Raw genomic sequence first — 25,349 nt, 5'->3', positions numbered from 1 at the left:
TAATCACCGTCAAATTGTTTTTGGGTATGATACCGAGTAAAGACTAATAAACGGTTAAAGGGATCAAGTGCGCGGGTTTTTTGTTCTATTTTTAGCCTTGAGTATATCGCATGCAGAGTCGTTTATTACGAAAGAAGAGTATGCGAGCGGGTTGTATCATAATCCCCGTGGAGTAGGGTGTCAGTTGTGTCACGGTGAGAAAGGCGAAGGGAAACTGATTGCCCGTTATCGGGATGAGGGGGTAATGAAAACCTTTGCCGGGAAGCCGATTAACAAGCTGTCGTTTAAAGAGTTTGATGAAAAGGTTAACAGTCGTATTGTAGGGATGCCTCGCTACTATCTGACTGACAGCGAAATTCAAATTCTCTATTATTATCTCCATCGTGAGGAGTTCCAACGTGCCGCTCAAAAACATCGAAAAGCTCACTGATCTCATCACTTCAGGCAATCTCGAAGCACTTCGAGATTTAGCTATTCCTCAATTTAGACATCAAAATCACACGCAATCATTTCGTTCTGCCATGATGCTCTCACCCCATAACCTCAAACATCTGACCAAAATCCCTACCCTTAGTGCCGAGTGCTTGATGCTTAATCTCGAAGACGGAGTCAGTGCTGAACAAAAACCGTACGCGCTTGCTTTATGCGCGATCGTTTTGTCCTCCAATCCGGTATGTGATAAAAAACTGGTTGTTCGTGTCAATCCGCTCGACGAGGGTGGGGCAGAAGAGATATTGTATCTCAACCCCTTTATGCCTGATGCTATCCGTGTTCCGAAAATACGTTCGGTGCAAGAGGTACATAGAATCCTGACGTTGGTGGATGAGGGGATTGAAATCCATCTCTCCATTGAGACCAAAGAGGCATGGCAGGCGCTTTCACAGCTCGCATTCGACCCAAGGATTAAGGCGTATTATCTGGGAGTTCTCGACCTTTTTGCCGATCTGGGGCTTTCCCAAGCGCTGTTAACCCCTGAGAATCCGACAGCGCAGTATATCCTTGCGCATTTTTTGATTATCTCACGTGCTTGCGGTGTCAAACCGGTCTCTTTTGTCTATCAGGATTACAAAAACAGTGAGGGATTACGAAACTGGCTGGATATGGAAAAACTGATGGGATTTGATGCCAAAGGGTGTATTGCCCCTGCCCAAGTGGAATTGATCCATGAAATTTTCGGCTACAGTGAAGGGGAGATAGAGCGTGCACGTGAGATTGTCTCTCTTTTTGAAGAACATCTATCCAGAGGGATTAGCGGATTTGTGGATGAACGGTACGGCTTTATCGATGAGCCGATTTATAAAGGGGCGTTGGCAGTTTTAAATCCGCGTTAGTTTATTTTACGAGAATCCATACCCGTATCCGAATCAAAGTCGTCTGTTTCGGTCGCGGATATTGCGAATGCGCCAGTTCGATCGTCTCTACTGTCAACTCATCCAATAATGATCCTTCTCTCTCGTTGTACAAAGAAAGCCCCGATATCGAACCGTCAGGGTGGAGATAAAACTCAACGATATTGTTCTCTTTTGTATCTATTTCTTCATCGTATTTACTTTGGAGTAGTCTATTTCCGACGATATCGTTGATTTTTCGAATTTTTTGGAGATTATTGAGCAGGTAGTGTTGCTCAGTAGCCGATAACTCAAAAAACTCGTCTCCGTAGTGATGGAGGATTGATCTGGGCAGCAGGTTTACATCCTCGCGGGTTAATTTTTTTGTATCTTCATCCGTTGGCAGAGATATGGAGCTATTTGTTTCGGTAGGGGTGGAAGATGAGATCAAAACATTTGAAGGTTTTGATGCCACAGGGAGGGTATGGTTTTTTGGGTGGATCAATGCGGTTATAATCGGCTGTGAGAGCAATGGGTTAGAAAATGAAATGGCGATTCGCTTTTCATGGATGGGATGGATAGGCGGAACCGGCGGTGTATGCCGCAGTGAAAAGAAAATAATAGCAAGAAGAAGGATATGAATAGCAATGGCAAGAAGCAATGAAGGGAATAAAAAAGGCTTGGAAGATTGCATAATAGGATTTAGTATCCTGTGAGGTTATACCAAACACGATACCGGATCAGCGTTTTTTGTGAAGGTCGCGGGTACTTGTGATAGGCAGAATTAATGGTCATAATCGTGGTGTCATCCAGTATCGATACTTGTGAATTTTTTAAAAGACGCAAATCAGAGATACTTCCATTGGGATAGAGATAAAATTCAACCATATTGATATCGTTAATACGGAGGTTATCAGGGATTTTGGAACGTCCGAAGTTATCCAAAACCTCTTGTGTAATACGGCGCATGATCTCTTGGTTATCAAGAATGTATTTTTGCTCTCCCTCGGAGAGTTCATTGAATTTATCACCATAGAGCTGTTGAATACTGTCATTGATTTTGGCAGTACTTTTGATATTGGCTGCCGAACCGTCAGGTCTGGAAAGAGTGTCATGAAGACTGAACTCTTTTTTTGAAACCGTTTGATGTTCGATTGTGGCAACACTCTGAGCAACATGACGCTCGAACGCTTTTTTAGGTTCAATAACTGGGATACTGACCGGTGGGGCAGGGGTTATGACCGGTTGTGTTGGTTTTGCCTTCGGTGTCACAGGTTTAGGTGAAAATTGAGCCTGTTTAACTAACTGCTCGCCGTGTGGGATTGGACGTTTGGTAGGGGGTTTTGGGACTTCACTTTTGATAATAGCCTCTTTTTCGATTCCCGGGCGTTCTTTGATCGAGATTTTAAAGCGCTCTTCTTCGGGGTTGGAAGGTTTCATCTCAGGAGGGGGAACGGGTTTAAATTGATCCAATAAAATAAGCAGTAAAATGACAATAAGATGAACCAATAAAGCAATTATTAGTGCGTAAAGAGAAAAAGACTGGGTTCGCTTCATGGTCTCAAAAAGTATTTAGATAAGGCACCTTAGTGCGCAATGATGGGAATTGTATCTAGAATTTCCTAATGGAAGAAGTGTTTCGCATAATATGAAGTTAAGGGCTCCTCATCCTTCGTCAATTATGCGGATGAGGATGGCTGTAAAAGTGATTTTCAGATGGTTATATTTTGATCAGGCTCACTGAGCTGTTGTTCTTCTTCCGGCAATACGTCGGTTGCAGATTTATCCGGGAAAAGTTCTTTCCAATTACGAAATATTTCCATGTAATCAATACTTCCGGAGCTTTTTGGATCGAGTGAAAATTGCGGAGTATTGAAGTTATTCAATAAGGTTATATTTTCAATTCCGAGTGCAAATTTTTCTTCTTTATCCGATGCGTTGACAAGGGCTTGGATGAGTGCAAGTTGACCGTCGGAATTGATACCAAAATCGAAATCTAATTGAATATTCACATTTTCCAGAAGAGGTGCCAGTTGTTTTGGATCACTTAGGAGCATATAGGAACCGTACATCTCTTTGGTAAGCATCGATTCGGAATACATTTTTTGAATTAAGGTATCGGTGATGGTTAATATTAAGGTAATCGATTGATTCCGATCAAGAGAAAGATGTACTTTTTGGAGACTTCCCGAGAGTTTCTCATTAGGTGTCAGAGGTGCATACTGGAAATATGATCCGTTAATATCGCTGAATGCTTTAATCATCCCCTGTTGCGTAGCACTGTTAAGACTACGCACTTTTGTTTCATCAAACTGTTTCATAGACTCTTCGCCCAATAGGGTACTAATAAGCGAGTCGTTGAGATCAAAGCGTATCAGTTTTCCTTCATCTTCTTCTTTCATAGGAAATATTGTGTTTAGAAACGTTTTGCCCATATAGAGAGTTTTCGTTGAATAATCAAATAAAAATGGAAGTTTGATAGATGCTTCTACATTGTCACGGTTGTAATGAAAATCATACGTCGCTTCCGATTTAATGGTATCTGAATAGTCAACAGCACCGTTCATTCGAAGGGAACCGCCACGGATCACATCGATCCCTTTTTGGAGGTAAAGCGAATTTAGAGAGATGTTTTCATCATTGAGGGTATCGTCATCTTTTTTGGGAAAGACTATTTTAGTAATACGTGTTGATGATGTGTAGTTATATCCGGTAGCATCAAATGTTTTATTGAGCGCATTTTTTAGAGATTCATGAGGTGTTTTTGCTGTACAACCTCCGAGTATGAATACGAGTAACACAATTTTGATCATGTTAAGTGCAAGATTAGACAACATAAAAACACTCCTTATAATACGATTAAGTTTGAATTATATCATTAATCATAAGGATAAGATTGTATATTTAAAGATGATCGGAGTAGTCACACGATCCATCAATCTCCATTGTCTCTTGTATAGCACGTTTCAAATCTTCCGCATAAGCGAACAATAATACAGCATCACAACCACATGCGGCGGCGATTTCATCAAGCTCATCTGCATGGATAGAGGGATCACGCAGACGTTTGAACTGATCTGCCGTGATATCGATATGAACGGTACCGCTAAGAGATCGGAGGGTGAGGATCATCCTTCCATGCTCCGCAACGCTTCGTCAATCTGCTCTACTGCCAGCGATTTGGCATTTTCGATCTCTTTGTTATCCCACCAGTATTCAATGATGGCATGTTCAATCTGTTCGATTTGCTCCATTCGGAGATTGGCGAATACTTCATACGAACTAACCTCTTCTTTGCTAATCCCTTTGGATGCGGCAAGCTTATTGAGCGTCTCGATGATACTTTCTTCGAGCGGTTTAGGATTGATTTCCAATCGTGCGTGATCAATCCATGCGCGGATCTCCTCTTCGAGATAATCATGTCCCCACACTTGATAACACAACACACGATTGGTGCTGTAAACGATTTTCTCATCTTCACCCAAAACATCCGATGTTTTTACGGCATCATCGTAAACATATACTTCGATACGCTCATTATCATGTAAGGTGCAGGCACGTTCAAATGCATTGCGTGCATGTTTCAAGATTTCACTTTTTAGGTTTTCATTTATCATTATCAACTCCTTTAATATTAATTCATATAAGGTATATCAAGATTCGAATCACGATCATTTGCTTCGTAATCATAGGTTATTGCTTCACGTATAGAGGCAATTTTTTTCTCCAGTACGATTCTTTGCAAAGGATGGAGAGCCGCTTGATTGATCAGCGATTTGATTGTTGCGCGATAATGCATGGTGATGATCGGATGCCATGTGTGCTGATTTGTATTGATACGTTCGATCAATTCCTGCAATGCATCACGATCATTCACCTCTAAACGCGGCAGCTTACGCATCACGTTCCGTACAAACTGCCTTGTAAAGTAGGGTTCCCCCATCTCTAAAAGTTCAGATGCCGCATCGATATCAGCACTGTTTTCACTGTAGCTGTAGGCGTAACGAAAATGTTCACATACCGCTTCAATGTATTTGGGATAGTGGCGTAATACCATTACCAGATGGGTCAAATCCTGATCGATTAAAACCTGAAAAAGGGTAATCGTATTTTTCCCCATACTCGCCCAGTGAGGTTCACCGCTCTTAACACTGTCTTTATCCAAAATTCGGCGATATTGGTCGATTTCGCTGATATCGGTCAAAAGACGTGCAGAGGATGAAAAACTGCTCATGAGGCTCGTGACGTACCGTTATGATAATCCCACAACCGTTTATAATGGCTGTCCAGCTCTGATAGCGTTGAATCGACCGTGATAAGCTCATTTGTACGTTCGAAGCGTTTGCTGTGGGCTTCATACCATTGTGCCATTTCCGTTTTAAGTGCATTGCGTTTAGCAACAGTTGCGACGATTAAACGGCGTATCTCTTCCATCTCTGAGGTGATGATTTCATTCATGAGTGCACCCACATTCACACGCACCTGCACTGGTCCCGGGATCGAGATAGGTCGAAGCATTGTCTGGAGTGACGCGTATTAAACTTTCGGACAAAGCAACATCGATCGCGCATTTTAAGCTCATCGTCTCTTTTCCTAGCCAATAAACTTCGATTCCTTCACGTACCATTACATGAAACGGACCGTCGCCTAAAAAACCGTACAGTGCCGATTTGGCACCAGATTCAGCGAGGAACGAAGCGGTTTTGATTCCGTTGCCGCACCCTTCATTGGTGATGATAGTGCTTTTTTTCGTGAGCGGATCGACTAATGCAAAAAATTTGGCATTACCGAATAGTTTTGTACTCATCGTATCCGGCGCATCAGTTTCGACGGGAATAGCAATCATATTTGCTCCTTCTGTCTAAATTTTAATAGCAATATGCATTTTCTATTCTTCTATTTAGAATGGCAATTGCAATGTAACTTTCTAAAAAGAGCTGCACATGGAAGAACTTCGAACTCATTATCACTACTTTAGTAATGAAGAGGGCGACGGTTATGAAGTATACAGCTGTGATGTTCCAGAGCTCAAAGGGTATGGCGATACCTATGATGAAGCGATGAACGATTTACGTAGAAATTTAAAACGACATAAGGAGAAGAGTATGGAAGCACAATCATTGATGGAGACAGCTATAGCGGCCTATGATAAAAAAGAATATATGACAGCCAAATCGATTTGGGAAGGTTTGAGTGCTACCAATACGGATGCAATGGTCAATTTGGGAACCATGTATGTTAAAGGATTCGGCGTTCCAAAAAGCATCTCTATCGCATTTACATTATTCGAACGTGCAGCTGCGTATGGACATGAGACCGCTTCGTTTTATATGGGGGGGATGTATGAAAACGGCATCGGTGTCACTGAGGATAAAGCTGAAGCTATCCGTTATTACACCACCGCAGCTGAAGCCAACATGCCGACCGCTCAACTCAAACTCGCCTTATTGTTTCGTGATGAGGATGTTCTAACTTCGATGAAATGGATGATTCGTGCTGCTCATGCAGGGGAAGCTCAAGCGCATTCGTTACTCACTTATGTCAGTAATATGTCACAAGCGACCGACATAAATGTCGCATTTCGAATGATGGATGAATCGTCCCAACGTGCGAAAGTCGAGATGGTTATCGCTGAGAACCTCGCTCCGACACTCGCGAGTGACGGCGGTGGAGTCGAGCTTGTGAACTATATCGGTGGTGATACACCTGAAATTTGGCTCCGTTATTTGGGCGCGTGCTCAGGATGCCATCTCGGACCTACCTCGACAGCGGGGATGATTTTAGAGCAGTTTGAAAACGTTATTGATAAAAAGATTGTTATTTATCTTTGGTAAGGAGTCTATTATGAACTCATTTTCTGCGACGGTTGAAGAGATTAAAAGTGATGAGTTTTTCAGCTGTATCACCGTACGTGCTAATGATATGGAATTAAAACTTCTTAAAACCGAAGTACCTAAATGGCTCCATATCGGTGATGAGGTGGAATGCCGTGTCCAAGAAGCGGCCATCGCTATCTGCAAGGGAGCTAAAGAGGGGAGTGTCTCTATCGAAAACCATCTTTCCGGTGAACTGCAACATTTTCGTAAGGGTTTGGTTCTTAGTGAAGTGAGCGTAAATACTCCTTGCGGAAAACTCAATTCGCTTATTACAACCGATGCCTTCGAGCGGATGGAACTTTGTGAGGGGTGCAATGTTACATTGCTACTTAAAGCAGTGGATATTAAGCTTATGCCGCTTTTAGATTCAACCTCGTACGAAAATTGCAAAGATAAATTATATCAAGCCAACTAAGGAGTAAATTATGGCTGTATTAATAACTGACTTATGTATCAACTGTGACGCCTGTATCGACGAGTGTCCTGTTGCAGCGATTGCAAGTGAGGGTGATTCACCACGTGAAGATTGGGAATATACGTATGTAAAACCTGAAAAATGTATTGAGTGTGTCGGTCATGCTGAAACACCTGCGTGTGCAGCTGCTTGTCCTACAGAAGGATGTATTGTATGGGATATGCCATATACTGCTGATTACAATGACTATTATGTTAACAGCTCTGAGTATGTTATCGGTTCTAGTAAAAAACGCGGATTGTTATCTCCTGAAGTTTCTCCGCAAACATTCCGTGATGATATCTCTATTGCAGCTCGCGAAGCGCGTGAAGCAGTAGCGGTTTAAAGGATAGGTTATGCTAATCGCGTTTGCTTCATCTGATGGTGTAACGGTCAATCAGCATTTTGGATGGTCGAAGAGTTTTGAGCTTTATCGAATCACTGAACAAAGTGCCGAATATGTCAAAACACTGGACAGTTCACATGATGCGATCGAAGATGAACACGAAAAGCTTGCCTACAAAATCAGTACGGTTAAAGAAGCAGACATTATGTACTGTTCTCAAATCGGTCCTACCGCCTCAAAAATGGTATTGGCATCCAAAATATATCCGATGCGCTCAGGAGAGAACGATCGAATCGATGAGACGATTGTGAAACTCCAAGAGCTGTTATTGGGCAATCCGCCGCCGTGGTTGCAGCGCATTGTTCACACCACTAAAGATAAGGAACTACTCTAATGTCTGTAATTATTGATGATACCTGCATCACCTGTGATGCGTGTTTACAACAATGTCCGGTCAATGCGATCGTAGATGATATGAACAATCCGACGGGGAATAAACGTTATTACGTGGCTCCTGAGAAGTGTATCGAGTGTGTCGGTGTGTATGATGATCCGCAATGCGCGGCGATTTGTCCGAGTATCGGATGTATCACGTGGGATATGCCGTATACCAAAGAATTCGATGCCCATTTCCTCAATGGTGAGATGTATAAACTTGGCGAGAAAAACGGTGTTCCTAAATCTCCGGCATTTAGAGAGAAAAAATATCGCAAAGACATTCCGAATGAGATGCGCGGTGTCGGTCATTTCGTTCAAGAAGAGCCTGAGAATCTCGAAGAAGTAGGGTGAGAGTGAAACCGATCGAGAAAGTGGCTAACGATCTCGATACGTTCGCACGTGATTGTGCGGTTACGGTTGCTCTAAAAATTACCGATGATTCGTGTAAGATGGATGATGAACAGCGGGCTATTTTTATGGCTTTGTATGATGCATTGCCGCCTTATACCAGTGAAATGTTTGATGAGGAAGTGTATGTTTTGATTCGCCAAGCGCGTGATCTTCCGAGTGCTTCTTTATTCGCACGTATTAAAAAAGAGCGCGAAATGGCCATGGCCATAATCACGCAAGAGAAAATGAAATCCTTCAAATCCTCTGTTCGGGCTTCTTTATTGATTGCTGAGCTTACGAGCAAATAATTTAAAAATATAAAAGTTTATTTTGAATAAGTTATTTTGGCTTTTTCATGCAATGAAGCCATTTTTTTATCCATAATTGCTTTGAATTTATCCATTTTTAATCGTTCTTCAATGAAATTTTTGACGGTATCAAATCCCAATTTTTTTGCGGCTTTTCTATCTTCGATGTAGATGACATGGTAGCCGAACTGACTTTGTACAGGATACGATGAAAGTGTTCCCGTTTTCATTGCGAAAGCGGCATCATTAAATGACGGAACCATCTGTCCTCTCGGAAAATATCCTAAATCTCCGCCTCTAGCCGCACTCGGTCCGACTGATTTTGATTTGGCCTGAGCAATAAATTCATTTTTTAGTTTTTCACCGCTAAGTGTTTTCAGACTCTTAATAACTGCTTCGGCTTCAAGTTTTGTTTTCAATAAAATGTGACGTGCATGAATTTTTTCTTTATCGATAAATTCGTCAGGATTAGTATCAAAATAGCTCTTAACCTCTTTCGGGTCTATTTTTATCGTTTCAAATTGCTCTTGTTCCCACAGTTTTGCTGCGAGTTGTACCTTTAATTTATTGATGAGGGTTTCGAGCTCTTGCTTATACTCTTTGGATTCAAGCACCCCTGTTTTTTGTGCATCATCATAAACCAACTCTTGGGTAATCATCCCCTCGATAATCCGATGGCGTAATTCGTTTTGTTTATCAGTACTCAGAGAATCAAAACGCCCCTGAGTCCCTTCCATCATTACTTTATTCACTTCCTCAGATGTGATGTCATCACCATTAACCGTTACCAATACAGCCGCCGATAAACTATATCCCATAAGCAACAAGATGCCCATGCTCAACGCGGCATAATATCGTTTCATTTTTCTTTCCCTTCCCCTCAAGGAGTATCGTAAGAGAGTGCCATATTGCTGCACCCGCGTGTTTCTTTAGCACGACACGCTTGCGCGTATAGGGTTGAGGCTTTGTATTTATTCTGAGCTACTCCCACTCCATTTTCATACATATTTCCTAGGTTCAGACATCCCGTGCCGTTACCGTTTTCACATGATTGGGTAAATGCACTGATTGCATCGGTATAACGCTTTTGATCTAATGCCGCTTTGCCCTCAGATAACGCATCAGCGAAACACGCCGTTGCAACTCCTACTATCATTAATCCCACACTCTTTTTCATAATTCAATTTCCTTATTTTCGATTTTTTTAGACTAACTATGACCCGTATGACCATTATTGTTTATGGGCACTCCTTTGATCGGATTTATTCGGGAGAATAGTCACAGAGCAGGTCATTCCTGCGGTGAGATTCATCCCTTTTGGAATATCATCGATATGGATACGTACGGGGATACGCTGAGCCAAACGCACCCAGGTAAAGATCGGATTGACGTTTGCCACTAGCCGTCCGTCGGTTGTGTTATCACGGTCAGCAATCCCACGGGCAATGCTTTCCACATGTCCTTTTAGTACGTATTTAGTCCCCAACATCTTCATTTGTGCTTTGTCTCCGATATGAATGAGAGGGAGTTTGTGCTCCTCAAAATAGCCGTACACCCAAAACGATCCGCCGGTAATGAGGGCAATGCGCTTCTCACCCGCTTGAACATAGTCCCCTTTGCGAAGCAGTAGATTCGATACCCACCCATCAGTTGAAGCGCGAACAGCGGAACGTTCGATATTAAGTTTTTCGGTCTCGACCTGTGCCATCGCCTCTTCGTATTTGGCGCGGGCGATTTGGGTATCGTAGAGAGCGTCATCGCGATTTTCGGCGGATACGACTTCATCATCCGCGGCACTCCGGCGCGAGGATTGATGTTTTTTCATCTCATATTCGGCTTTACGCGTTTGTGCGATCGCTTCTGCCGCAGTGAGCGCATGGTGGAAACGAACCTCGTCAATTTGATACAGCAGATCTCCTTTATGGACGAACTGATTATCCACGACGGCGACACGGCTCACTAATCCCCCGACATCCGGTGCGATCATCACGACATCGGCACGGACACGACCGTCTCGGGTCCATGCGCTGTTCATGTAGTTGTCCCACAACATCACCCCTAAAAATACGGCGAGTGAAACGACTGCAAAAGTGATAGCAAAGCGAAAAAGTTTGGCTAATTTGGTGTTCTTGTTCATAGTGTTCCTTTAACGATAAATGAGTAAGCACGGGATGGTAAAAATGCAGACAAATACGGCTGTGCGAAACAGCCCTGGATGCCAAACATACGTATAAAAGCCGGTATCAGACATAACTCGATCAACCAAAATCTGCACTACGGCACTAAATGCGAAAATAGGGAGCAGTGTCGGCATCTGGATACCGAACAAGGTAATATCTAATGGCATGTGTCCTCCTTGATAAGAGGGAATGTAGTCGAATTTAATACTATCGTGCGTATAAGTGCGAATTCAACGATAAGTATTTCATAACGTTTTAGTTGTCCTCTCTCAGTTGGATAAGAGCCGCTTCGAAGAGAGTTGATCGTTTCATTTAATTCCTCTAGTAATCCTGCCCGACCTGAATCAGAAGGTTCTTCAAAAAAGTCTTTTATTGACTCTAATGCCATAGCCAGAGAGTGAGAATGAAACTGCGGCGATATCCGCTTGAGACTTCGCCGAATAGTTAAAATAGAACGCCCGATCTCTAGTGTCGCAAGAAGCCATTCGAAAACCAAACGGCTGGAACGCATGTTTAGCCTCCCTTGTGTCGAAAACTGTTGAACCAAATCGCGTCCGGTGCTTTCCAGTGCGCTTCTCTCTATCGTTAATTCCCCCTCACACACCCGCACAATCTGACGACGAAGTATTTTTGCTACCCGCTTTTGAGTGAGAGAGCAAGACCAAAAATTGACGAGCAAATAGGCCATCCCGCCAAAGATTACACCGATCAATGCTGCCAAAGAGCTCTCTAAATATTTGGTAGGGTCAATTTTATACATAGGATCAAGTGCGCATTGGCTCATAAACATAAAGACAAACCCGAATGAAAAAATCGCAAGTTTCGGCCGTGTTGTCATCCATCCGACAAAGGCTAAGACCGGAGCAATTAGAATCCCCAAAGTGAGAATATCCGACGTATACGCCGGAATGATAAAAAAGTCATACACTCCGGCGAAGCCGAGGGCTAATACAGAGCCTTTAAAAAAATCTTTGACCCCATCGATGGGACTGGGAAGTGTCCCGAGCAATAATCCGATAACCACCGCCATAGTGATCGTCAGGGTGGCATAAGGCCATGCCGTCCATATCCAAAACATCATGCTCAAAAGCAATACCCCGCTCCCGCGCAATGCCGCCAAAGCAACCAAAACATTATCCGTATGGGTGGAGAAGCGGACAAATCGGCTCAACTCTTTGCTTGCGGCACCGGATTGACGATGTTTCAGTAGTGAAAGATACGTTACACAGTGGTTGTTAAGTTCGTTTAAAAGACGGATAATCAGATAAGCTGCCGATGTATAAGTATCATCATCGCCATATCGCTTTTGCTCTGCCTCATAACGCTCCTGAACGCAGGTTTTAGCTTCTATAAGTTCCCCGATGACACGATTCAAATCCTCAGGATCAACAACGGTATTCGGACGTGTTTGCAAGGCTGACGCGATCGGCGCATACAGATGTTCCAAAGCCTGCAATAACGGTTGTTCTTCCTCTTTGATCGCCGCAATAATACTTTTGAGAGAATGAAATGTCGTAGAGAGATTCATGTACTCATGATTGAGATGGCTGTAATGCTGACGCTCTTTTTGATCGCTTCCGCTCTCATACGCGCTGTTGATTCGCACAGCGTTCAGCCCGACGACACCGCTCGAAAAACGTGATACCGAAGGGTTGGTTTCATCAAATGCCGAAAACACCGCTTCCGGTTCAGCGAGGGTGGAGAGGATATTACCGAAACGTTCCCGCTCAGCCGTGAGAAGCGACTCGGAGAGATGGCGCGGAAAAATGATGTCGCTGATAATCGTAGCACACATGATCCCCACCACCACTTCCGAAAAACGTGAGACTGCGATGTCAAATACCTCCAACGGAGTCTCGATCACGGGGAGAGCTACAATACAGAGGGTATATCCCGCCAAGACAAATCCATACGATTGGAAATTGCGATATTTAAATCCTGCCGCCGTACAAAGACCAATCCAGAGGGCAAAAAAACCGATAAACCAGATAGGGTCCTGCGCAAAAAATCCCATCATTAACAAGGACATCCCCACCCCGACGATGGTTCCGACAACACGATAATAGCTTTTCGAAAACACCAACCCGCTTTGCGGCTGCATCACGATAAAAACGGTAAAAATCGCGGTTCTAGGATCGGGAAGATTGAGTTTCATCGAGATCCATAATGCGATCAATCCCGCAATCGTCGCTTTGACCATGTAGATCAAAATCGGAGCATCGATACTCAGCCATTCGTTGAGTGCTCGTCGCCACGGGAGGGCAAACACTACGTTCATAGAGAGGTTAACGGCTCGCATTGGTATCCTCACGGTATCCGCCCCCCATCGCTTTGATCAGATTGATCTGAAGTTCTGTTTTGGCTTCATTGAGAGAGAGGGTTTCGATTTGTGCTTCCTCTATGATTTTTTTGGCGCCTAGATAGGGGAGCTTATTACTCAACCCAAGCAGTCGCTTTTTATACGCGATTTCCGAATTTGCTTTTTTAGCCGCCATTTCTTCTTCATGGAATTGTCGTTGTAACTCTAAGTATTTGGATTGTTTGAGGAGCAAAACAACCTCATTCGCCGCTTTGATAACAACCCCGTTATAGTCATACACTGAAGCATTGTAATCACTAACGCTGTTTTGTAAATTTGCTTTTCGCATCCCCCAATCGAGCAGGGGGAGGGAGAATGCAACCCCGGCTGATGGAGTATACGACGAGTGATCGAATAATTTCGCCCAGCTAAATGAGGTAAATCCGATAAGCCCGGAGAGGCTTATGTTTGGATAAAACTGTGCTTTGGTCTCTTCTATGGTGTGGCTTTTGCTTAGAGCCGTGTATTTTGCGATGGCAACGTCAGGACGGTGAGCTACGAAGTTCAGCATAACCTCTTTAGGAATGGGAAGATTAAATCCATCATGGATATGGGGAACCTGTAAGGTTTCGGCACGTGAGGGGAGAAATCCGCCCAACACGCACAATGCCTCTTTTTTCCCTTCGATGGAGCGCTGCAGTTTTTCTCGATCCTGTTTGATTCTCGAAAGGGCACTTTTTTTATCATTGATAGCTATGCCATCAATCAGCCCCAGTTTATGTTGTTTTTCCAGTATCTTTATCTCTTCTTTGGTCGTTTGGTCTATGCTGTTTAACACAATCAACTTTTGCTCATCATAGTTCCAAGAGAGATAGGTTTCACACATGGCACTACTAAGAGCGATTTTAGTCGCTTCGATGGCGGCTCGCTGTGCTAGTGCCGTGTTTTGGGCAGCAAGGATACGGGAACTGCGTGCATTCCAAAAGTCAAAATCGTAATCGAGAGATAATTGCGGCTGGTATTGATTATTGGTACTTCCCCCCAGCGGTGCGGGGAAAATATGATTTTCACTGAAACGTTCCCGGATGACGCTCGCATCAGCGGATAGATGGGGGAGATTACGAGATTGGACGGATTCGATAACCGTGTTGGCCTGAGTATATCGCGCTTCGAGGCTTTGTAGACTCGGTGCAGACGATAACGCTTCCTCTATCAGAGAATCGAGTTGCTTATCACCGAAATTTTTCCACCATTCACGTACGAGGAGGCTATCGTTATGATTGAAAAGATCGAGACTTTTTTCCAGATCATTTGTAATAACCGTATCTTGCAACGGGGACGCTTTTTGGATTGCGGGGACGCATCCCAGTAAAAGGAAAGCCGGTAGAAACGTAAGCAGAAGGCTTCGGTAGTCCATTATTTTGTACTTTTGAGATTCTCGTATATCAATTGGAGCATGTGAGAGAGCTCATCTTTTTGTTCGGTGGATAAACCCTGTAACGCTTTATCCATTACCTCTTCACCCATTTTAACGAGCAAATCGCGAAGCTTTTTTCCCTCAGGGGTAATCGTGATGATGTAAGCCCTTCGATCATTCTCTTTGGCGGAACGTTTGACCAGCCCTTTTAACTCCAGTTTATCGAGCATGAGAGTGAGATTGGATTGTTCGAAATAGGTGTCTTGTGCCAGCTCTTTTTGAGTCAGTCCCTCTTTTTCGGACAATCGGATCAGAATAACCCGATGAGCATACGACAGAGCGTACGGTTTGAGCTCTTTATCGAATTCATTTTTGAGTACATTGCGCGCTTTGGCGATAAGAAAGCCTATCGATTTATCGGATTCAAAACTCATAGATGATCCTTTTTGAATAATTTTCGGGATTGTAGAGCAGCGGAGCTTAAATAGTTATTATAATAACTATTATCTAGGTAATTATATTCTCTTTCTAAGAGAGAGGTTGAATTATTCTGTTTCAAACTATTTTTTTTAGTATATTTAACAATATTGGGTAATATGTCTTCTATAATTAACGACTTGGAAGGTAGAGGAAGGGATTGGATGCAGAGATTTGTCTATTTAATTATTTTAGCGGTTGTATTACTGTTGTTCAAAGCATTTTTTTTAGATGAGTATTTAGAAAATAGGGCAAAAGAAAATAATACTTCCGTTGAAGCAGTCCCGGATGAGCCGGCTTCGATGGCGAAATCGGAGAATAATATTAGTGTTAAGCATTCAACAAAAAGTTTCGAAGAAAAAATGAATGATACTCCTTTAGATCGATTGGGAGATTCAATAGCTAAAAAGCTTGAAAATAAATTATAAAATAGTTTATTTTTGACGTGAAAGAATCACTCCGCTCATGACGATTAAAACTCCTCCCATAATCACCATCGGTGTCGGGAGGATATCCCCTAACATTATTCCAAACAGCGTTGCAAACAGGATAACAGAGTAGCTCACCGTGCTGATTATTCCTGCTTTGGCGTAAAAATAGGCACGGGTCATATAAACCTGTCCATATGCGGCAGTAATCCCTATCAGTGCAATCCATACCCAATCCATCCGCTGCGGCATTGTGAAGGGCGAGAGGGCAAAGGCAAACAGTTCCGAGGTTACGTATTCAGCCGCAATCATTAGCATAATCGGAATGAGGACACCGGAAATCATAAATGAGAGGACAACGGTTCGCTCATCATAAAACGCTTTGAGACTTCGGACACTGGTATAAGCCAACGCCGAGAGCAATCCGGTCAATATTCCCATGACGTGAAGATAACCAAACTGCAACCCGCTGAGTATTGCAACCCCTACAAATCCGATCAAAACGGCTAAAACAGCTCGTGATGATAGCTTCTCACCCAGTAGAAAAAAAGCAAGCAAAGCGGTAAAAATAGGCTCTGTTTTGGCAAAAACAATCGCATTTGAAAGGGTAGTCGCACTGATGGTGTAAAAGAAGGTCAAAAGTGCAATGGTTCCGATAATTCCGCGAAAAATGAGAGTTAAGGGTTTTCCGCCTACATTACGAATAGGCTTAAGCATAACCAGTGCCGCGATCACAATCAATCCGATACCGTTACGCCAAAAGGTCACTTCGACTGAGCCCATAGAGCCGGAGAGGAGTTTGGCAAATACCATGGTGAGGGCAAACAAAAAGGAAGCGATAAGCATATACCCTATGCCTCTGCGGGTGTCAGTCAGGTGTGATTTCATGGACGGGATTGTACCATGATATCGGTTTTTGGATACAATAGATTTCTTTTATAATTTTAGAAACTATGGAATTATTGTAATGTTTAAAACAGCTAATTTTTCAGGTGATTTTTGGGGCGGAACAGCAGCTATGTTGGTGGCTATGCCCGCCGCAATTGCTTTTGGTGTGACGATTTACGGAACGATTGGCGGACACTACGCTGCTTATGGTGCGATAGCAGGTATTTTAGGGGTTGCATTAATCGGAATTACGGCTTCTTTGGCAGGCGGTACCCACCGTTTGATTTCTGCTCCAAGTGCTCCGGCAGCGGCAGTATTATCTGCTTTTGCTCTCGAATATATTAATCTCGATTACGGACCTGATTTGGTCTTTGTGATGCTTATGATCGTCGCACTTCTTTCAGGGGTATTTCAAGTGCTTTTTGGGGTGGTCGGGCTGGGTCGGTTGATCAAATACATGCCTTTTCCCGTTGTAAGCGGCTATCTCAGCGGGGTAGGGCTGTATATTATCGCTTCTCAGACGCCAAAATTTCTAGGGTTTCCCCAAGGGGCAGATTTTTGGGGGTCCCTGCAACTTTCAGCCGCATGGCAATGGGAAAGTATAGTGGTTGGATCGGTAACCATCGCTATTATGCTTTATGCGACTAGGTTTTTACGCGTTATTCCGGCAGTTATCGTGGCATTGATAGCGGGAATCCTGACGTATGGCGCATTGGGGACGATGGACCCTATTTTATTTCAAGCGAATAATCCTCTGGTGATTGGAGAACTGGGCGGATCCGGTGGGATCGATATGGTTCAAATGTTGGTAAAACGGTTTGAAGTGTTGGGAAATATTTCATTGGATGAGATGAAGATTCTCTTTTTTCCTGCTTTGACCCTTGCGGCATTGTTATCGATTGATACCCTTAAAACCTGTATTATTTTGGATTCAATGACCCATTCTTTCCATAATTCTAACCGCGAGCTCATTGCTCAGGGGAGTGGAAACATCCTCTCTTCTTTGGTCGGAGGAATGCCCGGATCTGGGATGATGGGCGCAACAATGGTAAACATCTCCAGCGGTGCGACAACACGTCTATCGGGTTTTATTGAGGGGATCATGGCGGTTATCGCTTTTCTCTTGTTGGGGAGTTTTATCGCATGGATTCCGGTTGCTGCTTTGGCAGGGATTTTGATCGTCATCGGTTTTCGGATGATTGATCGACACAGCATCAAACTTCTCAGATCACGCCAAACGGCACTTGATTTTTTTATTATCGTTTCTGTTGCCATCAGTGCTCTCTCGATCAGCCTGATCGCCGCTGCGGGAGTCGGTTTATTCCTGGCAATTGTTTTGTATATCGTTCAGCAGATAGGATCATCGGTTGTCTACCGTCATCAAGACGGTACGGAGGCGCGGAGTAAAATTGTCCGTAGTAAAGCTGAAGATGCTGTCTTACGTCAAAAAGGGGCTGAATTTTCGGTGTATGAACTGCACGGCAGCCTCTTTTTCGGAACGGCGAATCAACTTTATACGATGCTTCGTGAAGATTTGCAGACAAAAAAATACATTATTATCGATATGAAGCGGGTACAGACGGTCGATTTGACCGCTGCACATATTCTCCTGCAGATTAAAGATATTCTTCACGATAAAGGCGGATATCTCATTTTATGCCGATTACCTCATAAGTTACCGACGGGGGAAGATGTGGAAAATTATTTCAATCATGTCGGACTTCTCAAACACTTGAGTCCGATTATGGTTTTTGATGATTTGGATGATGCGGTCGAATGGGCAGAAAATAGAATAATCAAAGAGAGTGTTATCGGATCGGATTCAGAGAAAATACTGGAGTTGGAGGATTTTGATCTTTTCAAAGGGAGAAAAGCTGAAACGCTCGATGAGATACGGAGTTTGGTGGAGAGCAGGTCGTATAAAAAAGGGGAAGTGATCTATTCAGAGGGGGAAGGAAATGGTGAAATATACTTGATCCGACGCGGATTGGTTCGCCTTATGCTCCCTTATCCCGATCGCAAAAATGTTCACCTTAGTACCCTCGGGAAGAACAATTTTTTCGGAGAATTTTCCTTTTTGGAAGGGGCGCCGCATTACACTGATACTATTGCAGGTGCCGATACCGATTTATACTGCATTTCGCGTGAAGCGTTCGATATGTTTTCCGTACATCATAAAAAAGCGGCCTTTCATTTTATGCAAAGCCTTGCCAGTGTATTAGCTGAGCGGCTTCGAATGACACGTGCCGAATTGGGTGCGGAGTACGACGTCTAAAAACGCTTATCAATCAAAGCAGATTAACCCGAAATGCTCACGAGCGCTAGAGGTGTAATCGACTTCCCTTAGTATCGCTTATCTCCCGTAGTACGATATCATTGTCGCTTTACCTATGGAATGGGCATTAATCATATACCCAGCCAATGCCGGTGAAGCTTTAGAATCCAAATCGAGGTGATCGACATTGAGTGCATGGACGGTGAACATATAACGATGAGGTTTGTCCCCTTTGGGTGGACACGCTCCGCCAAATCCGGCTGATCCGAAATCGGTAACACCTTGAATCGATTTGATAGCGGTATGTTTGGTGATATTTCCAAAATCAGCCGGTAACGACGTAACCGTTGAGGGGAGGTTAAAAACAACCCAATGCCACCAGCCGCTTCCCGTAGGAGCATCGGGGTCATAGACCGTTACCGCGAAACTTTTTGTCCCTTTAGGGGCATCGCTCCAATGCAGTTCCGGAGAGATATTCTTCCCCTCACACCCGAATCCTGAAAACTCTTGAGTTTTGGTGAGTTGACCGGAGAGATCGTTGCTATGAAGGGTAAACTCTCCCGCTAAAAGCGAGGTTGTAGTCGCCAAAAAGATACTTGTTATCAAAGATATAAGATGCATACGTGACTCCTTTGAGTATTATGACTATATTGTAGCATTATGAAATGTATGGTTAGTTTAATTTATCACATTAGAGAACGATTTTTGCTTGTCAAAGTTTGTACTTTATATCAGGAGTTCGTGATGAATATAACCGCTGCATTAAATTCGGTAAATACCATTTCCTCTGTCATCTTGAAAGATACAAGCGTTTCCCAAGACTATATTGATGTAATTAACAAACTTCATCCGGTTGTCCCCTATCAGACACGCGATGAGATCAATAGCAATGATGCGGCATTGGAACAATTTAAAAAAGATATATCTACAAAAGGGGCGGCTCAGTTTTTAAGTGATCTGAATGAAGAAAAAATCAAAACACTTGTCGAAGAATATCGCCAAAAATTGTTGAAAGAGAAAGAGGCAAATCCTGAAAATCCGATGGATATTAACAAGATGGTCAGCGACTATCGAAAACTTTTGCTTAAAGAGATGATGGAAGCGCAAAAGGCAGAACACGAGAAGCAAAAAGCTGAGCAGAATACCAATCCATTAGAATCGCAAACTCTTTCAACAGCGGATATTTTTGACAGTATTAAAGAGAGTGAGGTTAAATCGTCTAATGAAAAGACGGTTGATCTTTTGGAATTGATGATTAATACTGTGTGTATTGAAACGGATAAAAAAGAGAATGAGGCTTAACTAAATTACAGCTAATTTTTTATGAAAAACAGCCAATTCCAGAGAATCGATTTTTTGATCCCATAAATCAGACTCAGGAAATGCGATCATCTCACCTGTACGAATATAGCCTCTTCTCTCATAATACTCGATCAATTCCGCGCGGTGAGTGATTACCTCCATGATCGCTGTACTAACTCCCCATTGTTGCATGGCTTCGGATTCGGCGTAGGCTAACAGCTCTTTACCGATTCCCCCACCTTGAAGTGAAGGCTCAACCGCAAATAATCCGAAATGGACGGTATCGGTTTCGCGATGGGCATGAATGGTGGCAAGGATCGTTTCGTCAGATCGGGCAATAAGAATCAGTGAATCAGGATTATTCAGCAGTTGGATCAACCCCGCCTCATCGATCCGTTTCCCATTTAACAGATCAGCCTCGGTCGTCCATCCCGCGCGGGAGCTATCACCGCGATAGGAGCGGTTTATGAGGGAGGTTAGGGCAGGGATGTCGTTGTGGGTGGCATGGGTGAAAATCATAATAAGATTGTAGCATAGTAGATTATGCAAGCTCAATTTTGAACGTATTAAAAATAATATCAGTTGCCAACATCCGTGTCGCATGACTCACTGCATCGAGAATATCGCTATCACTCCATCCCATTTCTCGCAAGGTATCCAAATCATCTGGGTTAACCGAGTGTGCAATGCGGACTGCTTTGATCGCCAGTAAGAGCATGGCTATTTCGCGTTGGGGAAGGTTTGCTGACTTTGGATCTTTACGCATTTCTGCCACCTGATCGAATGTCCATCCCGCTAGATTTATTAACATCCCCGTATTATAATCGATACAAAATTGGCATTCTTCCCCACTGGAAACCATGATTCGGATTGCGGCGAGCAGGGGCATCGAGAGAGTTGGGTGCTTCATATAGAATTTTATAAAATCCATCTGCTGGCGTAGCAACTCGGGGCTGATGCTAAGTAGCTGTGCATTGTTGCCGACGGTTCTTCCCATCGCTTCGATAACTTTATAGAGTTTGGCAACCTCACCGGTTGCTTCTTCGGGTGCTATGGTTTGAATGAGTGGCATGTGAGATCCTTTTTGGATGGTGTTGACTGTTTGGTCAAGTGTCATTGTAATACGATTTGACCAAATAGTCAAGAGGGTATGCTATAATTTTGTCATGAAAGAAAATACACGACAGAGATTAATCGACGCTACCTATGAAGAGGTTTATTCGCACGGCTATCAAGGTGCGGCATTAGCCGATATACTCGCTAATGCGGGGGTACATAAAGGCTCTATGTACCACTTTTTCCCCAACAAAAAAGAGATGGCACTCTCCGCGATAAAAGAGAAAATAGCACAGCGATTTGCAACCCGTTATCAAGCAATCAAAGAGAGTGACGGAGATTATCTAAAGCAGTTGTTTGTGATGCTTCGAGACGGCAATATCCGAGACTTTAAACGGGGTTGTCCTCTCGCCAATCTCGTCCAAGAGATGTCCAATATCGATGAGGATTTTGATCGTACCCTCAAAGTGATCTATGCCCAATTTCGCAAAGTGTTCAAATCGATTTATGATGAGGCGGTGAGAGCAGGGGAGATGCGTGAGTGCGATACACGTCAACTCGCCCTTTTTTCGGTAGCATTACTGGAGGGGGCGATTCTCTCGGCAAAGGCTTCGGGAGATTCGCGGGATTATTTTGATTCGGTGGAGATGTTGATCAGTTACATTGAGAGTTACAAACATGGATAATACAAAGAATACGAACAAGTACATTATTTTAATGATTATCGCGATGCTCTTTTGGGGGTTTGCGTGGACGGCGGGGAAAGTCGCGGCGGAGCACTCCAATGCCCAAGTTGCCGCTTTTTGGCGTTATGCGATCTCATTTATCAGTATTATCCCCGTGATTTGGTACATGAAAATACCTCTCATTACCGATAGAGCTGGGTTAATCTATATGGTGATTGCGGGGGTGTTGACCTCGCTGTTTAACTATCTCTTTTTCGCGGGACTCTCACACGGCGATGCGGGTTATGGCGGGACGATGGTCACGTCGCTCGCTCCCATCATTACCTATGTCCTCTCGATATCGTTTTTGGGAACCAAAGTCTCATCCCGTCAAATCGGTGCCCTCTCCATCGGTATATTCGGAGCGCTGATACTGCTTCGTGTCCCGTTCGAGGGATTTGCGTTCTTGAATGTCGATAGTGCCTATTTCCTCGGTTGTGCTGTTGTGTGGGCATTAGTGACGGTAGTCTCCCAAAAAGCGGCGGTACGTGCAGATTTGATGTTTTACACACTCGTCGTTTTCGGTATCACGACGTTTATCAATATGCTCTTTGCCCTGCCGCACCGACCGTTCGATTTTGTGGCGTATGACGCGGTATTTTGGTGGACGATCCTCTTTATCGGGGTGATTCCGGGGACGTTTAGCACGGCGCTTTATTTCGTCTCGGCGGGAAAGGTGGGGGCGCACCGTACGGGAGTATTTATGTTTATCGTCCCTGTGGGGGCTATCGTGTCGAGCTGGGTTGTGTACGGCGAGACGTTGGCGGTTTCTACTCTTATCGGGTGTTTGATGGCATTTGCGGCGGTGATGCTGTTTAATATGAGAAAAGCGAAAGGAGCTATGTGAGTATTTATGCTTTGCAATCTCCGGCAGGCGGGTTTTTGGATGAAGATCTGAATCATTTTAATAAAGTTTTTGATGATTGGTGCGTACAGTTTGATAATTTTGAGGATGCTGCCACCATTGCGAGTACATTGGATAAGAAAAGATATTCTGATGTCGTCGAAATCACTCCTTTGAGCTATCCTAAGTATTTTTTTCATAATTTACAAGGGATCATACATGCAACACGCGAAGTAGAGGGGAATATTGTCTGTATTGTGGAACCTTTTATGGGATCGAATTTTCGTATCGCGGTTTGTAATTTGGAAACAAAAGCGGTGAGATTAACGGCAACAAAGTATAAAAATACGATGAGCGTCGAAGGTGCATTTGCGAACTTTACGATCAAAGATGACAAAGATTCTGAAATCTAGGTCAAGATCGGGTCAACAACCTGATCTCTATTTTTAAATTTAGTTATAGGTATCACCTGACCCTTATTTTTCTATTTTTGCTAAGTTGGAACGAGAGAGTACTCATAATAGATTAGTCAATTTTTGAATCGTAATCCACAAAGTAAATCTTCAATGTGTTCTTATGCACCAATATAAAGCAGGGTCGATCGTGATCAAACTCTACGACTACCAAATGATACTTACCCAATTCACTGACATACGAAAACCTTTGCGAATCGCCATCGTCTTTGCCTTTGTAAACGTAACTTTTTAAGCTTAAGTCAGGCTTTCCAGCAGCTTTAAAAATAAGTTTATCTGAGGACTTCTTAACGCCGTTTGGCAATATTGTCGTTTTGCTTTTCTTTAAGAATACATCACCAGCATTTTTGATTTTTAACAAAGCTGAAGCGTTGGACTCTGATATACGAGTAACGTAACTTTGATCGAAGATATAGCCATTTCGTCCATCAAAATCATGCGGGTACGCACGGCTAGAGATAATGAATAAAACAAGCACGATAGCAACAGTATATTTCATGAAATTTCTCTTAGTTATATCGATATATTTCAAATATTTTACATCGTTTTTCTTAAAAGAATTTCCGCAAACGCTTTAACGGCAGGCAAAGCGAAAAAAGAGCAAAATTCCCAAATCATAAGATAATTGGAACCCCGATGACAGCCGAAAATTTTAATCTCACAGACTACCTCTCCCGTATCGGCTTTGATGGGGAAGTGCATCCCGATGTCGCAACACTCACTCAGTTAGTACAAAAGCAACTGCGAAGCATTCCGTTTGAAAATACCGAAGTGCAGGCGGGACGAATCCCCTCGATGGTTCCCGAAGAGATCGTCGATAAGGTGCTAGTGCATCAACGTGGCGGGTACTGCTACGAGATCAACGGCGTGTTTGCCATGGCACTCACCGCAATCGGATTCGAGTGGTATTTCGCGGGGGCGCGACCGATGTTTTATCCGATGAGACGACCCAAAACCCATATGGTGGTGATCGTACGTGTCGAGGGGAGAGATTATCTTTGCGATACGGGATTTGGCGGATATGCTTTACGCGCTCCGATGATGATAGAAGAGGGGGAAGCGGTGCAGGACGGTGATCGTTTCCGTATGGAGCTGATCGATGGTGAATACGTTGTGAGTTCTCTCGTGCAAGATGAATGGCAACGTCAATACGGCTTTGCATTACAACCGCAAGAGTGGATCGAGTTTAGCCTCGCGAACTACTTTAATGCCACTCATCCTGATACCATTTTCACGCAGAAAAAACTCGCGATTATGCAGACACCCAACGGACGTAAGATCCTTGTGGATAATGAGCTAAAACTGATCGAAGAGGGGAAACTCGAAAAACTCGAAGTGGAGTACACGAGTGCACTCAAAGAGTATTTTGGACTGGATCTTTTCAAAACGACATAATAGTTGAAACGTTTATAAAATGATGCTACGATAATCGAAAATATCCAGGAGGACTATAAAATGAATCCATTTACAACGCACGGTGCATTTAGTTGGTTTGAACTGTTAACAGGTGATGTTGAAGGGGCAAAAAAGTTTTACGGCGACGTCTTTGGTTGGGAGTTTAAAAAAGCCGATAACGTCGATTTTGACTATCAGTTAGTAACATTAAACGGTCAAGAGATGGCAGGTATTATGGATCTAAAACATTGTGATGATGAAAAAGTACCGCCGCATTGGGGCAATTACATAACCGTCACAGACATAAAAGCCACGTTAGAGAAGGCAAAAGAATTAGGGGCAAATGTTATTGTCGAGATTACGCCGATACCGAAAGTCGGTGATTTCGCTATCATCCAAGATCCGCAAGGAGCGGTTATATCCATGATAGAGTATAAGATGGAGTGTTAA

The 25,349-nt window shown here is 43.4% G+C and carries 36 protein-coding genes; 16 read left to right on the top strand and 20 right to left on the bottom strand.

From position 1 onward, the window contains the following. Positions 1–67: 67 nt before the first annotated feature. Positions 68–430, top strand: a complete 363-nt coding sequence (locus PHI47_RS09550) for a cytochrome c (protein WP_299932777.1) — start codon at positions 68–70, stop codon at positions 428–430. Continuing rightward, a complete protein-coding gene (locus PHI47_RS09545; protein WP_299932780.1) occupies positions 399–1,331 on the top strand; it encodes a CoA ester lyase in 933 nt (310 codons plus the stop codon). Before PHI47_RS09550 ends, PHI47_RS09545 begins: the two co-directional genes overlap by 32 nt. Position 1,332: 1 nt before the next feature. Here the strand turns inward: PHI47_RS09545 and PHI47_RS09540 are convergent, their stop codons facing one another. The 8 genes from PHI47_RS09540 to PHI47_RS09505 form a co-directional block, all read right to left on the bottom strand. Then, positions 1,333–2,022: a hypothetical protein gene (locus tag PHI47_RS09540; protein WP_299932783.1), complete on the bottom strand. Its 690-nt coding sequence runs from the start codon at positions 2,020–2,022 to the stop codon at positions 1,333–1,335. Positions 2,023–2,030: 8 nt separating this feature from the next. After that, on the bottom strand, positions 2,031–2,885 hold the full coding sequence (locus PHI47_RS09535) for a hypothetical protein (protein WP_299932786.1): 855 nt from the start codon (positions 2,883–2,885) through the stop codon (positions 2,031–2,033). Between the two features lie 155 nt (positions 2,886–3,040). Next, positions 3,041–4,165 carry a hypothetical protein gene (locus PHI47_RS09530; RefSeq protein WP_299932789.1) on the bottom strand — a complete coding sequence of 375 codons (1,125 nt, stop codon included), beginning with the start codon at positions 4,163–4,165 and terminating at the stop codon, positions 3,041–3,043. Positions 4,166–4,232: 67 nt separating this feature from the next. Continuing rightward, positions 4,233–4,460: a hypothetical protein gene (locus tag PHI47_RS09525; protein WP_299932792.1), complete on the bottom strand. Its 228-nt coding sequence runs from the start codon at positions 4,458–4,460 to the stop codon at positions 4,233–4,235. After that, entirely contained in the window at positions 4,457–4,945 is a 489-nt protein-coding gene (locus PHI47_RS09520) for a hypothetical protein (protein ID WP_299932795.1), read from the bottom strand. The genes PHI47_RS09525 and PHI47_RS09520 overlap by 4 nt, the downstream gene beginning before the upstream one ends. A 17-nt stretch (positions 4,946–4,962) precedes the next feature. Continuing rightward, positions 4,963–5,562 (bottom strand): hypothetical protein, encoded by a 600-nt coding sequence (locus tag PHI47_RS09515; protein WP_299932798.1) that lies wholly within the window; start codon positions 5,560–5,562, stop codon positions 4,963–4,965. After that, entirely contained in the window at positions 5,559–5,786 is a 228-nt protein-coding gene (locus PHI47_RS09510; protein ID WP_299932801.1) for a hypothetical protein, read from the bottom strand. The genes PHI47_RS09515 and PHI47_RS09510 overlap by 4 nt, the downstream gene beginning before the upstream one ends. Next, positions 5,779–6,174 (bottom strand): NifB/NifX family molybdenum-iron cluster-binding protein, encoded by a 396-nt coding sequence (locus tag PHI47_RS09505; protein ID WP_299932804.1) that lies wholly within the window; start codon positions 6,172–6,174, stop codon positions 5,779–5,781. The genes PHI47_RS09510 and PHI47_RS09505 overlap by 8 nt, the downstream gene beginning before the upstream one ends. Before the next feature lie 97 nt (positions 6,175–6,271). Here PHI47_RS09505 and PHI47_RS09500 point away from each other — a divergent pair, with 97 nt between their 5' ends. The 6 genes from PHI47_RS09500 to PHI47_RS09475 are packed head-to-tail and all read left to right on the top strand — an operon-like array spanning position 6,272 to position 9,140. After that, positions 6,272–7,162: a NifU family protein gene (locus PHI47_RS09500; RefSeq protein WP_299932807.1), complete on the top strand. Its 891-nt coding sequence runs from the start codon at positions 6,272–6,274 to the stop codon at positions 7,160–7,162. 10 nt (positions 7,163–7,172) lie between these two features. Then, a complete protein-coding gene (locus PHI47_RS09495) occupies positions 7,173–7,619 on the top strand; it encodes a TOBE domain-containing protein (protein WP_299932810.1) in 447 nt (148 codons plus the stop codon). 10 nt (positions 7,620–7,629) lie between these two features. After that, a complete protein-coding gene (locus PHI47_RS09490; protein ID WP_299932813.1) occupies positions 7,630–8,004 on the top strand; it encodes a 4Fe-4S dicluster domain-containing protein in 375 nt (124 codons plus the stop codon). 10 nt (positions 8,005–8,014) lie between these two features. Continuing rightward, the gene (locus tag PHI47_RS09485; protein WP_299932815.1) at positions 8,015–8,398 is read left to right on the top strand and encodes a NifB/NifX family molybdenum-iron cluster-binding protein; all 384 of its coding nucleotides are present in this window, start codon (positions 8,015–8,017) and stop codon (positions 8,396–8,398) included. Continuing rightward, positions 8,398–8,793, top strand: coding sequence for a 4Fe-4S dicluster domain-containing protein (locus PHI47_RS09480; RefSeq protein WP_299932819.1), 396 nt, complete (start codon positions 8,398–8,400; stop codon positions 8,791–8,793). The genes PHI47_RS09485 and PHI47_RS09480 overlap by 1 nt, the downstream gene beginning before the upstream one ends. 2 nt (positions 8,794–8,795) lie before the next feature. After that, on the top strand, positions 8,796–9,140 hold the full coding sequence (locus PHI47_RS09475; protein ID WP_299932823.1) for a hypothetical protein: 345 nt from the start codon (positions 8,796–8,798) through the stop codon (positions 9,138–9,140). A gap of 17 nt (positions 9,141–9,157) precedes the next feature. On the opposite strand, the gene PHI47_RS09470 is transcribed toward PHI47_RS09475, so the two are convergent. Genes PHI47_RS09470 through PHI47_RS09440 form a run of 7 tightly spaced genes read right to left on the bottom strand, consistent with a single transcriptional unit; the run spans position 9,158 to position 15,470 of the window. Beyond that, on the bottom strand, positions 9,158–10,003 hold the full coding sequence (locus tag PHI47_RS09470) for a peptidylprolyl isomerase (protein WP_299932826.1): 846 nt from the start codon (positions 10,001–10,003) through the stop codon (positions 9,158–9,160). A gap of 17 nt (positions 10,004–10,020) precedes the next feature. Continuing rightward, positions 10,021–10,317, bottom strand: coding sequence for a hypothetical protein (locus PHI47_RS09465; protein ID WP_299932830.1), 297 nt, complete (start codon positions 10,315–10,317; stop codon positions 10,021–10,023). A gap of 54 nt (positions 10,318–10,371) precedes the next feature. Next, positions 10,372–11,277: a biotin/lipoyl-binding protein gene (locus tag PHI47_RS09460; protein WP_299932833.1), complete on the bottom strand. Its 906-nt coding sequence runs from the start codon at positions 11,275–11,277 to the stop codon at positions 10,372–10,374. Between the two features lie 9 nt (positions 11,278–11,286). Next, positions 11,287–11,487, bottom strand: coding sequence for a DUF1656 domain-containing protein (locus PHI47_RS09455; RefSeq protein WP_299932835.1), 201 nt, complete (start codon positions 11,485–11,487; stop codon positions 11,287–11,289). Continuing rightward, complete coding sequence (locus tag PHI47_RS09450; protein ID WP_299932838.1) at positions 11,478–13,619, bottom strand: FUSC family protein; 2,142 nt, start codon at positions 13,617–13,619, stop codon at positions 11,478–11,480. The genes PHI47_RS09455 and PHI47_RS09450 overlap by 10 nt, the downstream gene beginning before the upstream one ends. Beyond that, complete coding sequence (locus PHI47_RS09445) at positions 13,606–15,036, bottom strand: efflux transporter outer membrane subunit (RefSeq protein WP_299932841.1); 1,431 nt, start codon at positions 15,034–15,036, stop codon at positions 13,606–13,608. Before PHI47_RS09445 ends, PHI47_RS09450 begins: the two co-directional genes overlap by 14 nt. Continuing rightward, the gene (locus PHI47_RS09440; protein WP_299932844.1) at positions 15,036–15,470 is read right to left on the bottom strand and encodes a MarR family transcriptional regulator; all 435 of its coding nucleotides are present in this window, start codon (positions 15,468–15,470) and stop codon (positions 15,036–15,038) included. The genes PHI47_RS09445 and PHI47_RS09440 overlap by 1 nt, the downstream gene beginning before the upstream one ends. A gap of 162 nt (positions 15,471–15,632) precedes the next feature. Between PHI47_RS09440 and PHI47_RS09435 the strand changes: the two genes are divergently transcribed. After that, entirely contained in the window at positions 15,633–15,941 is a 309-nt protein-coding gene (locus PHI47_RS09435; protein WP_299932847.1) for a hypothetical protein, read from the top strand. A gap of 6 nt (positions 15,942–15,947) precedes the next feature. Here the strand turns inward: PHI47_RS09435 and PHI47_RS09430 are convergent, their stop codons facing one another. Continuing rightward, entirely contained in the window at positions 15,948–16,829 is an 882-nt protein-coding gene (locus PHI47_RS09430) for a DMT family transporter (RefSeq protein ID WP_299932850.1), read from the bottom strand. A 79-nt stretch (positions 16,830–16,908) separates the two neighbouring features. On the opposite strand from PHI47_RS09430, the gene PHI47_RS09425 reads away from it, so the two are divergent. Next, on the top strand, positions 16,909–19,104 hold the full coding sequence (locus tag PHI47_RS09425; RefSeq protein WP_299932853.1) for a SulP family inorganic anion transporter: 2,196 nt from the start codon (positions 16,909–16,911) through the stop codon (positions 19,102–19,104). A 78-nt stretch (positions 19,105–19,182) separates the two neighbouring features. On the opposite strand, the gene PHI47_RS09420 is transcribed toward PHI47_RS09425, so the two are convergent. Then, positions 19,183–19,725: a YbhB/YbcL family Raf kinase inhibitor-like protein gene (locus PHI47_RS09420; RefSeq protein ID WP_299932856.1), complete on the bottom strand. Its 543-nt coding sequence runs from the start codon at positions 19,723–19,725 to the stop codon at positions 19,183–19,185. 123 nt (positions 19,726–19,848) lie between these two features. Between PHI47_RS09420 and PHI47_RS09415 the strand changes: the two genes are divergently transcribed. Then, complete coding sequence (locus PHI47_RS09415) at positions 19,849–20,406, top strand: hypothetical protein (RefSeq protein ID WP_299932860.1); 558 nt, start codon at positions 19,849–19,851, stop codon at positions 20,404–20,406. Here PHI47_RS09415 and PHI47_RS09410 read toward each other — a convergent pair whose 3' ends face one another. Next, a complete protein-coding gene (locus tag PHI47_RS09410; RefSeq protein ID WP_299932863.1) occupies positions 20,407–20,925 on the bottom strand; it encodes a GNAT family N-acetyltransferase in 519 nt (172 codons plus the stop codon). Between the two features lie 22 nt (positions 20,926–20,947). After that, positions 20,948–21,478 carry a hypothetical protein gene (locus PHI47_RS09405; RefSeq protein ID WP_299932866.1) on the bottom strand — a complete coding sequence of 177 codons (531 nt, stop codon included), beginning with the start codon at positions 21,476–21,478 and terminating at the stop codon, positions 20,948–20,950. Positions 21,479–21,572: 94 nt separating this feature from the next. Between PHI47_RS09405 and PHI47_RS09400 the strand changes: the two genes are divergently transcribed. Genes PHI47_RS09400 through PHI47_RS09390 form a run of 3 tightly spaced genes read left to right on the top strand, consistent with a single transcriptional unit; the run spans position 21,573 to position 23,444 of the window. Continuing rightward, on the top strand, positions 21,573–22,148 hold the full coding sequence (locus PHI47_RS09400; RefSeq protein WP_299932869.1) for a TetR/AcrR family transcriptional regulator: 576 nt from the start codon (positions 21,573–21,575) through the stop codon (positions 22,146–22,148). Beyond that, positions 22,141–23,034, top strand: a complete 894-nt coding sequence (locus PHI47_RS09395) for a DMT family transporter (RefSeq protein WP_299932872.1) — start codon at positions 22,141–22,143, stop codon at positions 23,032–23,034. The genes PHI47_RS09400 and PHI47_RS09395 overlap by 8 nt, the downstream gene beginning before the upstream one ends. After that, positions 23,031–23,444: a hypothetical protein gene (locus PHI47_RS09390; RefSeq protein WP_299932878.1), complete on the top strand. Its 414-nt coding sequence runs from the start codon at positions 23,031–23,033 to the stop codon at positions 23,442–23,444. The genes PHI47_RS09395 and PHI47_RS09390 overlap by 4 nt, the downstream gene beginning before the upstream one ends. 112 nt (positions 23,445–23,556) lie before the next feature. On the opposite strand, the gene PHI47_RS09385 is transcribed toward PHI47_RS09390, so the two are convergent. After that, entirely contained in the window at positions 23,557–24,003 is a 447-nt protein-coding gene (locus PHI47_RS09385; RefSeq protein WP_299932881.1) for a hypothetical protein, read from the bottom strand. A 137-nt stretch (positions 24,004–24,140) separates the two neighbouring features. Between PHI47_RS09385 and PHI47_RS09380 the strand changes: the two genes are divergently transcribed. Both PHI47_RS09380 and PHI47_RS09375 read left to right on the top strand, forming a co-directional pair. Further along, entirely contained in the window at positions 24,141–24,899 is a 759-nt protein-coding gene (locus PHI47_RS09380; protein ID WP_299932883.1) for an arylamine N-acetyltransferase, read from the top strand. Positions 24,900–24,959: 60 nt separating this feature from the next. Then, complete coding sequence (locus tag PHI47_RS09375; protein WP_299932886.1) at positions 24,960–25,349, top strand: VOC family protein; 390 nt, start codon at positions 24,960–24,962, stop codon at positions 25,347–25,349.

This window comes from Sulfuricurvum sp. (genome assembly GCF_028713855.1).
Taxonomy (GTDB): Bacteria; Campylobacterota; Campylobacteria; order Campylobacterales; family Sulfurimonadaceae; genus Sulfuricurvum.
Note: the sequence above shows the minus strand (reverse complement) of the source record. Positions and strands in the feature narration are given on the sequence as shown.